Source organism: Vagococcus sp. WN80Y, assembly GCF_059621045.1.
In genome coordinates this window covers 1-1852 of the sequence record NZ_JCAQHY010000061.1, presented here as the reverse complement: position 1 = coordinate 1852, position 1852 = coordinate 1, and the positions used below count along the sequence as shown (strand labels likewise).

Here is a 1852-nt window from a genome sequence, read left to right as displayed (position 1 = left end):
TACTCCGCCCACAGGCTTTTCCTTTTGTTCTTTCAGCCATTGGGATTGCCCTAGTCGCAAGCCTCGCAAGTCGTCTCGGATTTTACCGAAACTGGGGTGGTAGTCTGATTGTCGGCAGTATACTTGCCGTGGTTTCAGTGATTATCTCCGCGCCGATTGTTGTCTATCTCTTTGGCGGTGTCACTGGTACTGGCACAAGTATTGCCACTGGCTTATTGCTTGCTAGTGGTCGCCAAATGATGAGCTCCGTGATGACCACTGGGTTACTATTTGGCATGATTGACAAGATGGGAACCTCACTGATGGTCTACCTCTTGCTGAAAAATCTCCCTCTAACCAAACTCGTCCAATTTCCCTATGGACACTACTTTTTCAGAGGGCAATCCGATGAATTGTAAACTAGTGGAGTGGTACCCCATAACGAAATTAGTTTGGTTAGCGGTAATTATAATTAGTGCGCTACTGTTAGGTCGTTGGGAGAAAAATCTAATTATACTGGCAATGCTATTAATCATTTGTTTACTAAATGGCGTTTTTGGCTCAATAGTCAAGAAGCTAATCAAAAGCTTTAGTCTACTCATTATCTTGCTAATCATCATCCAAGGCCTGTTTTTTACCTCAGGTGAAGCAGACATTTTTATCGGACCATTGGTACTGAAAAGCCTCGGCTTAGTTTACGGACTGAATCTATCGAGTGTAATTTTAGTGATCGGGTTAGGCAGTTTTTTACTCATCGAAACTACCTTGATTAAGGACATGACGTCGGCACTAGAAAAACAAGGCTTAAGCAAAAGAAGTGCCTATGTCGTAATGGCGGCCTTTCAGATTATTCCCGAGCTCTGCCAACAAACCGCGCGCATCGTTGTCGCCCAACAAGCACGGGGGATGCTCGTCACAGGTAACTTGCTTAGTCGGATGCGCGCCTATCTGCCGATTATGGGAACCCTCCTCGTCAGTGCGATTGTCGCCACCGAAGAGCGAGCTTTGACCTTAGAAGCACGAGGCTTTTCAACCATCGAAAAGTCTCACATACGAGAAATAATGCCCCATTCCTATGATAAATGGCTACAGCTTCTAGCTGTGATGGTACTAGTAGTTGTAAGCGGATGGCAGGTGACCAAATGGTTTTTATAGAACTTAAAAAACGTCTCTTACCGCTATCCGATTAGCCAAAAGTGGGCGTTACGCGAGGTTAGCGAAGGCTTTGAGGAAGGCAAAATTTATGGATTGATTGGTGCCAATGAATCAGGTAAGACCACCATTAGTCAGCTACTGATCGGCTTCATCCCTCAGTTTTATCAAGGGGAGTTAGTCGGTGAGGTCACCTTTGAGGGGCAATCACTTTTTGATCAATCAATCTCTAGCTTAGTCGGGAAAATTGGCTACGTCTTTCAAAATCCATTTAATCAATTAAGTGGTATTAAGGAAACGGTTTTTGAAGAACTGGCTTATGGCTTGGAGAATTTAGGAATCGAGTCAAAGGAAATGACGAAGCGAATAGAAGACACTATCCAGCTTTTCAAGCTCGAAGACTTACGTGATCGCCATCCCTTTAAGCTGTCAGGTGGGCAACAGCAAAGAGTCGCCTTTGCTGCGACCTATGTCATGAATCCCGACGTCTTTGTGCTAGATGAGCCCACCGCTCAGCTTGACCCTGCCAGTAGTCGCGAAATCTATCAGTTAATTGGCTTACTAAAGGAACGAGGCAAGACGGTTTTTATTATTGAGCAGATCGTTGATTTATTAGCACCATGGGTTGATGAGTTATTGTTAATGGATCAAGGAAAAGTGGTGAAGCGGGGAACTTGGCAAACGGTCATCACCTCACCAGAATTTGAAGGATCAGGGGTTC

General features: G+C 44.8%; 2 protein-coding genes and 1 pseudogene. All 3 read left to right on the top strand.

The annotated features are described in order from the left end of the window. Nucleotides 1-398 (top strand): annotated as a pseudogene (locus tag AC5KOD_RS02735) (hypothetical protein); the annotation flags it as partial. Then, on the top strand, nucleotides 388-1134 hold the full coding sequence (locus AC5KOD_RS02730) for an energy-coupling factor transporter transmembrane component T (RefSeq protein ID WP_496913006.1): 747 nt from the start codon (nucleotides 388-390) through the stop codon (nucleotides 1132-1134). The pseudogene AC5KOD_RS02735 and the gene AC5KOD_RS02730, both read left to right, overlap by 11 nt. 93 nt (nucleotides 1135-1227) lie before the next feature. After that, a partial coding sequence (locus AC5KOD_RS02725) for an energy-coupling factor ABC transporter ATP-binding protein (RefSeq protein WP_496913005.1) occupies nucleotides 1228-1852 on the top strand: 625 nt, incomplete at its 3' end.

Coding starts and splice junctions, on each gene's coding strand:
- AC5KOD_RS02730 (WP_496913006.1), top strand. CDS start 388: ATGAATTGTAAACTAGTGGAGTGGTACCCCATAACGAAATTAGTTTGG.